The sequence below is a fragment of the Chitinophaga sp. genome (genome assembly GCF_035564935.1).
Lineage (GTDB): Bacteria > Bacteroidota > Bacteroidia > Chitinophagales > Chitinophagaceae > Chitinophaga.
Genome location: NZ_DATMTE010000017.1, coordinates 1 through 5808 on the forward strand (window position 1 = coordinate 1; position 5808 = coordinate 5808).

General features: G+C 46.1%; 5 protein-coding genes. All 5 read left to right on the top strand.

What is annotated here, in order from left to right:
- Positions 1-317 precede the first annotated feature (317 nt).
- The 5 genes from VN105_RS00590 to hisB all read left to right on the top strand — a co-directional run bounded on the left by VN105_RS00590 (position 318) and on the right by hisB (position 5648).
- Entirely contained in the window at positions 318-998 is a 681-nt protein-coding gene (locus VN105_RS00590) for a hypothetical protein (protein ID WP_325636898.1), read from the top strand.
- A gap of 270 nt (positions 999-1268) precedes the next feature.
- Positions 1269-2123: an ATP phosphoribosyltransferase gene (gene hisG / locus VN105_RS00595; RefSeq protein WP_325636900.1), complete on the top strand. Its 855-nt coding sequence runs from the start codon at positions 1269-1271 to the stop codon at positions 2121-2123.
- A 15-nt stretch (positions 2124-2138) separates the two neighbouring features.
- Positions 2139-3431: a histidinol dehydrogenase gene (gene hisD / locus VN105_RS00600; RefSeq protein ID WP_325636901.1), complete on the top strand. Its 1293-nt coding sequence runs from the start codon at positions 2139-2141 to the stop codon at positions 3429-3431.
- 10 nt (positions 3432-3441) lie between these two features.
- A complete protein-coding gene (hisC, locus tag VN105_RS00605) occupies positions 3442-4515 on the top strand; it encodes a histidinol-phosphate transaminase (RefSeq protein WP_325636903.1) in 1074 nt (357 codons plus the stop codon).
- Complete coding sequence (hisB, locus tag VN105_RS00610; protein ID WP_325636905.1) at positions 4512-5648, top strand: bifunctional histidinol-phosphatase/imidazoleglycerol-phosphate dehydratase HisB; 1137 nt, start codon at positions 4512-4514, stop codon at positions 5646-5648. The genes hisC and hisB overlap by 4 nt, the downstream gene beginning before the upstream one ends.
- Positions 5649-5808: the final 160 nt, after the last annotated feature.

A 5808-nucleotide genomic window follows, 5' to 3' on the forward strand; every position in this document is an offset into this window, starting at 1 on the left:
CTCCGGTGATTTCGCTGATTTCGCTGATTTTTTTATATTTTTCAGATAATAGTTAAGGGAGATAAAAAGGCGAATATATCCGCTTCTATCTCCCTTAATTTCTATTCAAATTCCTAAAATAAATCAGTGTAATCAGCGAAATCATCAAAATCCGGAGTCAGACAAAATCCGCGTTTGTTAATCGCTCGTTATTCAACCATATCCGCAGTTTTTTTCTACACTTCCTCCGTATCCCGTAAATAACTTAGGGCGCCGCTTAGTAATACGGCGATAGCATTGTAAACCTCATTGTAAACCTCACACAATCCTTATTTCTTATGAGCATGCAAATTAAAGCACTCCTGTTCTACTGTCTGGCAGCATTTGTATTTTTTATTCCCCGCGAAGTGGCCGCAAAAGTTAAACCTAAAAAGATCGTCATCAATACAGAGAATGATGCACGGATCTACGTAGATGGAAAACTGGTCAATAATACATCTACCGAAATTAAAGTAGGGGCATATGCACAGGTAAATATCCGCGTGGAAAAAGTAGGTTTCATCACACAGGAAAGGAATTACATCAATGATGGAAAACACACGCTGCCATCAACGGATTACATTAAACTGGAAAAAGACGATGCGTACGAAAATTCCATGGTTACCAACCTGGCTAACCAGGATATAGATGTGCGTACCAATCACAACGAAGAGGAATCCTGGAAACTGATCAACCGCATTATTACCGGTTATTTTGATGTGATTGCCGTTACAGACAAAGCCACCGGCTATATGTGTACCGCCTGGGTAGTAAAATCCTTTAAAGCGGCTACTATCCGTACCCGTCTTATTATTAAAACAGGTAATACAGATCCCCTTACCTATAAGGCAAAGCTGGTAAGTGAAATAGCACCCCCGGGAGTATCCGCCAGTTCAGATGAATCATTCCGTAACTGGGACCGGCTGTTGCGCACATTTGAAAATGTAGTGCCCGAACTGCAAAGCAGGCTGGCGAAATAACAGGCGTACCAGGAACTAAAGCAGCTTGTTGTAAAAGTGATTATATATAAGCGCTTATATTTAAATTTCCGGTCAATTCCAAAAAAAACCTTTGTTATATCGTTTTACTTGCTATTTTTGCACCTGAAATTATGATTACAAACAAACATACACATCACCACCATCATATCTTACCACAAGGGTAGGCAGGGGATGATTTGTGTATATCACCATATTACATCATCAACAGGGGCTTACCGGAAAGGTAAGCCCCTTTTTATTTTACCAGGGATGAAACTGAAAATTGCAATCCAGAAATCCGGCCGCCTGCACGACGATTCAATCAAACTGCTGAAAGAATGCGGCATCGACATCAATAATGGTGTTAACAAGCTGAAAACAGAAGCTACTAACTTCCCGCTGGAGGTGTTTTTCCTGCGGGACGACGATATTCCGCAATACATTGAAGATGGTGTGGCAGATATAGGAATAGTAGGGGAAAACGTAGTGCTCGAAAAACAAAAACAGGTAAATATTGTTCAGAAACTGGGTTTTGGCAAATGCCGTTTATCCATGGCGGTGGAGAAATCAGTGGATTATACTTCCGTGAAAGACCTGCAGAACAAAAGGATTGCTACCAGCTACCCGGTGATTGTGGAAGATTTCCTGCAACAGAACGGTATCACCGCAGAGATCCATGAAATCAGCGGTTCCGTGGAAATAGCGCCGGGCATAGGTTTGGCAGATGCTATTTGCGACCTGGTAAGCAGTGGCTCCACCCTGTTTATGAACGGTTTGAAAGAAGTGGAAACGGTGCTGAAATCGGAAGCGGTACTGGCAGCCTGCCACAACCTGAAACCAGAACAACAGCTGCTGCTCGATAAACTGTTATTCCGTATCCAGGCGGTAAGAAAAGCAAAGAATAATAAATACATTTTGCTTAATGCACCTAATGATAAGCTGAATGAGATCATTGGTTTGCTGCCAGGCATGAAAAGCCCTACAGTACTGCCTTTGGCAGAAGCGGGCTGGAGCTCCGTGCATTCCGTGCTGAATGAAAATGATTTCTGGGATATCATCGAAAGCCTGAAAGCGGCCGGTGCACAAGGTATCCTGGTAGTGCCCATCGAAAAAATGGTGATCTGATAAACTGAGTAAATGATGCAAACGACCAGATTTCCCGATAAAAGTTCCTGGAATACACTGCTGCAAAGACCTGTGATGGATACTTCCACGCTCGAAAAGAAAGTGAACGATATCCTGCAGGAAGTACGTACCGGTGGTGACGCCGCTATCAGAAAATTTGCAGCGGAATTTGATAAAGTTACCCTGGAGGATCTGCAGGTGCCTGCCAGCGCTTTTGCCGCGGCAGAAGAGTCCCTGGAACCCGCGCTGAAAGCGGCTATCCGGCAGGCGGCAAAAAACATTACTGCTTTTCACCGCGCACAGCAGGAAAAGTCACAGGTAATAGAAACGATGCCAGGCGTACAATGCTGGCGTAAATCAGTGGCCATTCAAAAGGTAGGCTTATATATACCCGGTGGCTCCGCACCACTGTTCTCTACTATCCTGATGCTGGGAATACCGGCCATGATAGCGGGCTGTAAGGAGATAGTACTTTGCACCCCTTCTTTACACCCGGCCATCCTGTACACGGCACAGCTGATCGGAATAGAAAAAGTATTTACCATTGGTGGTGTACAGGCCATTGGCGCTATGGCCTACGGTACGGAAAGCGTGCCGCAGGTGTATAAGATCTTTGGTCCGGGTAACCAGTATGTTACCTGCGCAAAACAGCTGGTAAATAAAAGCGGCGTTGCTATTGATATGCCGGCGGGCCCTTCTGAAGTGGCCGTACTGGCCGACGACAGCTGTGTGCCGGCCTTTGTGGCAGCTGATCTGTTGTCGCAGGCGGAGCATGGACCAGACAGCCAGGTAGTATTGGTAACCACCAGCGAAGAAGTGCTTACCAATGTAACCTATGCGTTAAATAAACAGCTGAACGAACTACCCCGTAAAGGTATTGCCACCGCAGCCCTGGAAAACAGCAAAATGATCCTGGTTCCGGATATGGATACGGCCATTGACATGCTCAATGCCTATGCACCGGAGCACCTGATCCTGGCCTGCGAAGGAGCGGAAAACCTGGCGGACAAAGTAACGGATGCAGGTTCTGTTTTCATGGGAAACTATACACCGGAAAGCGCCGGTGATTATGCTTCCGGCACCAATCACACGCTGCCTACAAATGGCTATGCCAGGGCTTATAGCGGTGTTTCCCTGGATAGCTTCGTGAAAAAGATTACTTTTCAGCAGATATCTCCCGAAGGGCTGCAAAACATCGGCTCCACCATAGAAGCTATGGCCGCCGCTGAAGGACTGGAGGCACATAAAAATGCCGTTACCGTAAGATTAAAAGTGCTGGAATATACCGGCTCAGTTATAACAGAATAATTAATGCCATATGTTTAATCTCGATACCCTGGTAAGGGAAAACATAAAAAGACTGGTACCGTATTCTACTGCCAGAGATGAATTTAAAGGAGAAGCTTCCATTTTCCTGGACGCCAATGAAAACAATTTCGGATCCCCGCTGCCGGTAAATTACAACCGCTACCCCGATCCGATGCAATGGCAACTCAAATACAAGATTGCCGATATCAAAGGTGTGCCCCCCCAGAATATTTTTATCGGTCACGGTAGCGATGAAGCCATAGACGTGCTTTACCGCTCTTTTGTGAACCCTGGTGCGGACAACGTGATCCTTTGCCCGCCTACCTACGGCATGTACGAAGTAAGCGCACACATCAACGATGCAGTGATCCGTAAAGTAACGCTTACAGAAGATTTCCAGCTGGATATCCCTGCGCTGCAGCAAGCCATAGATGACAACACAAAGCTCATCTTCATCTGTTCTCCCAACAATCCTACAGGCAATTCTATCAACCGTTCCGATATAGAACTGCTGCTGAATAATTTTGATGGTATTGTAGTGATAGATGAAGCATATATCAATTTCTCCCGTCAGAAAACCTTTATCCAGGAGCTCACGGAATATCCTAACCTGGTGGTGATGCAAACACTGTCGAAGGCATGGGGACTGGCTGGTCTCCGCATCGGGATGGCTTTTGCCAGCGAGGAAATTGTAAATACTTTAAATAAGGTAAAGCCTCCTTATAACATCAGCCAGGCTACCAATGAACTGGCGCTCCAGGCATTGGAAAATGTAAGCCAGGTAAATGAATGGATCCGGGAAATAGTGATAGAACGCGACCTGTTGTCTGCTGCATTGATACAGTTGCCGGAAGTACTGCACATTTACCCCAGCGATGCCAGCTTTATACTGGTGAAAACCACGGATGCAAAAGGGATCTACAACTACCTTATTGAACAGGGCATTGTAGTGCGCGACCGCTCCAAAGTGGAGCTGTGTATGGGCTGCCTGCGTATCACTATTGGTACTCCTGCCGAAAACCTGCGCCTGCTGGAAGTATTAAAATCTTTTAACCTGAAAACAGCCACAACTGCATCTGCATGAAACGAGTGCTTTTTATAGACCGCGATGGTACCCTGATCAAAGAAGTGCCGCCCACCTACCAGATCGATAGCCTGGACAAAGTGGAATTTTATCCCAAAGTATTTGTGAACATGGCGAGGATCGCCGCTGAACTGGACTATGAACTGGCAATAGTGACCAACCAGGATGGTTTGGGCACTGCCTCTTTCCCTGAAGATACTTTCTGGCCTGCTCAAAACATGATCATGAAAGCGTTTGAAAACGAGGGGATCAAATTTGATGAAGTGTTCATTGACCGCTCCTTTCCGGCCGATAATGCACCTACCCGCAAGCCGCGTACCGGCATGCTCACCAAATACCTGGATGGCAGCTACGACCTGGCCAATTCTTTTGTGATAGGCGACCGCATTACGGATGTGGAACTGGCAAAGAACCTGGGCGCAAAAGCCATCTGGATCAATGAAGGCTCCGGCCTGGGCAGTGCGGAGATCAGTGATAATGCCGCCGCCCTGCAATCCGTTATTGCACTGGAAACCACCGACTGGAACCGCATCTATGAGTTCCTGAAACTGGGATTAAGAACGGTAACGCATGTACGTAAAACCAATGAAACAGATATCAGCATTGAACTGAACCTGGATGGTACCGGCAAAGCCGATATTCATACAGGATTGGGTTTCTTTGATCATATGCTCGACCAGATTGCCCGTCATGGTGCTATAGACCTGAAAATTAACGCCAAAGGCGACCTGCATATTGATGAGCACCACACTATAGAAGATACCGGCATTGCCTTGGGAGAGGCTATTGCCAAAGGCCTGGGAGATAAACGCGGTATCGAAAGATACGGTTTCTGCCTGCCGATGGATGATTGCCTGGCCCAGGTGGGTATTGACTTTGGAGGCCGTAACTGGCTGGTATGGGATGCGGAATTTAAAAGGGAAAAAATAGGGGAGATGCCTACCGAGATGTTCTTTCATTTCTTCAAATCCTTCTCAGATGGCGCAAAAGCAAACCTGAACATCAAGGCGGAAGGTGAAAATGAGCATCATAAGATCGAAGCCATTTTTAAAACCTTTGCCAAGTCCATCAAAATGGCGGTAAAGCGGAACCCGGCCAATATGCAGCTGCCTTCCACTAAGGGGGTGCTGTAACAGGGGCGCCGCCCTCTCAAAAAAAATTTGCATTTTCTGAAAAAATGTTTCATTTTTGTTCTCGCTATGCAAAATATCATTACAAATAAACATTGGTGGTGGCACGGAATCAAATCCTGATCTGTGTTACAGTGCCATGTTTCGTATAGAAATATATTTG

Excerpts from the sequence above, each read along its gene's own strand:
- hisC (WP_325636903.1), top strand. The coding sequence starts at position 3,442 with ATGTTTAATCTCGATACCCTGGTAAGGGAAAACATAAAAAGACTGGTA.
- VN105_RS00590 (WP_325636898.1), top strand. The coding sequence starts at position 318 with ATGAGCATGCAAATTAAAGCACTCCTGTTCTACTGTCTGGCAGCATTT.
- hisD (WP_325636901.1), top strand. The coding sequence starts at position 2,139 with ATGCAAACGACCAGATTTCCCGATAAAAGTTCCTGGAATACACTGCTG.
- hisB (WP_325636905.1), top strand. The coding sequence starts at position 4,512 with ATGAAACGAGTGCTTTTTATAGACCGCGATGGTACCCTGATCAAAGAA.
- hisG (WP_325636900.1), top strand. The coding sequence starts at position 1,269 with ATGAAACTGAAAATTGCAATCCAGAAATCCGGCCGCCTGCACGACGAT.